Raw genomic sequence first — 2,307 nt, forward strand, 5'->3', positions numbered from 1 at the left:
AATGTAATTTCAAGAAATTTGATTTGACGTTCTATGAAAATTCGCTATAATTTGTTTCATGGAATAAATTTACAATTTTGATAATTGGAGGCAATTTGATGCGTTCAACGTTAAATAAAGTCCGTAATGTGCTGGATACGCGTGCAGGTTTCTTTGCGTTGGTATTTTTGATTTTCTGGATTAAGACATACGTTGTTTATGTTACGAAATTCAGTCTTGGGATTACCGGACCGATACAGAAATTTCTGCTGATTGTCAACCCTGTACCGTTCGGACTGCTGTTGTTCGGTATTGCACTGTATTTTAAAGGCAAAAAGTCATATTGGATAATGATGATTGTCGATTTGATCGAATCATTGTGGCTTTTTTCCAATGTCTTGTACTACCGTGAGTTCTCAGATTTCCTGTCAATGGGGATTATCAAATCATCAGGCTCGGTTTCAAACAATTTGACGCTCAGCATCGGCGAAATTCTGCATGCAAGCGATCTGCTGATTTTTGCAGACGTGATTGTTTTGACGCTTCTTTTGGTTACAAAAGTCATTAAAGTTGATCAAAGACCGATGAAGATGAGGTATCCGATTGCGATTACGATTATTTCGGCGGTGCTGTTCGTCGGGAATTTGGGCCTGGCCGATAAAGATCGTCCGCAGCTTTTAACGCGTACTTTTGACAATAACTATATCGTCAAATATTTAGGCATGAATTTCTATGCCGGCTACAATGCTTACCAGACACACAAGGAAAGTGCTACGCGTGCAAGTGCAAGCAGCAGCGACATGGATGGTGTCCTTAAATTCTTGAAGAATAACAGAAGCGCTGCAAACCCAGAGTATTTCGGAAAGGCTGCCGGCAAAAACGTCTTTATTTTCCATCTGGAAAGTTTTCAGCAGTTTCTGATTAACTATAAAGTCAACGGTAAGGAAGTAACGCCTAACATCAATAAGTTTTATGCTGATCAAAACACTTTGTCCTTTGATAACTTTTACAACCAGGTTGGTCAGGGTAAAACGTCAGATGCCGAGACGATGCTTGAAAATTCACTGTTCGGGTTGCCGTCAGGGTCTGTCATGACCTCTTATGGTACTTCAAACACCTTCCAGGCAATGCCCGCCATCTTAGATCAGCGCGGATATTCGACCGCTGCATTTCACGGCGACGTCGGCAGTTTTTGGAATCGCGACAACACTTACAAATCCTGGGGATATGATTACTTCTTCAGTGAAGATTATTATAAAAACAAGACTAACTACAGCGTTGGTTATGGGCTGAAGGACAAGATTTTCCTGAAGCAGTCGATTAAGTATATCGAAAAACTTCCACAGCCGTTCTATGCCAAGGTGATTACGGTTACGAATCACTATCCGTATGAACTTGACAAGCAAAATCAGCATATCGAAAAGACAAAGACCGGCGACAATACTGTCGATGGATATGTTCAGACTGCCAAATACCTCGATGAGGCCTTTGGTCAATTTATGGATTATCTTAAGAAATCAGGCTTGTATGATAATTCAATGATTGTTGTCTATGGTGATCACTATGGTATTTCAAACAACCATAAGAAGGCCATTTCGCAGCTTTTGAACCTTGATACGGTGACAGGCTATGATCTGGCACAATTTCAAAAGGTTCCGTTCATGATTCATTTGAACGGCCTTAGAGGCGGTATCAATCATACGTATGGCGGTGAAATTGACGTCATGCCAACGCTGCTTGATTTGCTGGGAATTGAAAACAAGGATACCATTCAACTTGGCAATGATCTGCTTTCGACAAACCGGAATCAGACCGTTGCGTTCAGAAACGGAGATTTTGTTTCGCCTGGATTCAGCAAAATCGGAAGCAAGGTTTATAATAATAAAGGCGAGGACGTTACGGATGATTTGACTCAGGCACAAAAAGAAGAGGTCAGGAAACAGACCGAAAGAACTGATGAGGTTCTGTCCTTGTCGGATAAAATCGTAACGGGTGATTTGCTTCGTTTCTATACACCCGAAAACTTCAAGAAGGTTAACCGGGCAGATTTCAGCTATAAGTATCGTGACGGTATGAAACTTCTCAACGATTCACAGTCTAAGAAGACAAGTGTTTTGCAGAAACATGGCGGAAAGAGCACGCAAAGCATGTTCGTTACGGATGCTCCTGAACTTAAATAAAACATGAAAAGACGGTCATTCAAATAAAGGCCGTCTTTTTTTGTGTAAAATACAGGCAAATTATTTCAAGGGCAATTAAACGTCAGATGAGGTTAAAACAAGACTGATTTTAAAGACAGATAAGCTCTGTAAAGAAGAAACGGCAATC

General features: G+C 40.7%; 1 protein-coding gene. It reads left to right on the forward strand.

Annotated features, from left to right (window positions below; translation table 11 throughout):
- Positions 1–98: 98 nt before the first annotated feature.
- Complete coding sequence (locus tag V7Z60_RS09510) at positions 99–2,159, forward strand: LTA synthase family protein (protein ID WP_334117575.1); 2,061 nt, start codon at positions 99–101, stop codon at positions 2,157–2,159.
- Positions 2,160–2,307 lie beyond the last annotated feature (148 nt).

Origin of the sequence: Ligilactobacillus sp. (assembly GCF_036846325.1) — a bacterium.
Taxonomy (GTDB): Bacteria; Bacillota; Bacilli; order Lactobacillales; family Lactobacillaceae; genus Ligilactobacillus.

What these genes read in the sequence shown, in the direction of transcription:
- V7Z60_RS09510 (WP_334117575.1), top strand. Translation starts at nt 99, where the DNA reads ATGCGTTCAACGTTAAATAAAGTCCGTAATGTGCTGGATACGCGTGCA.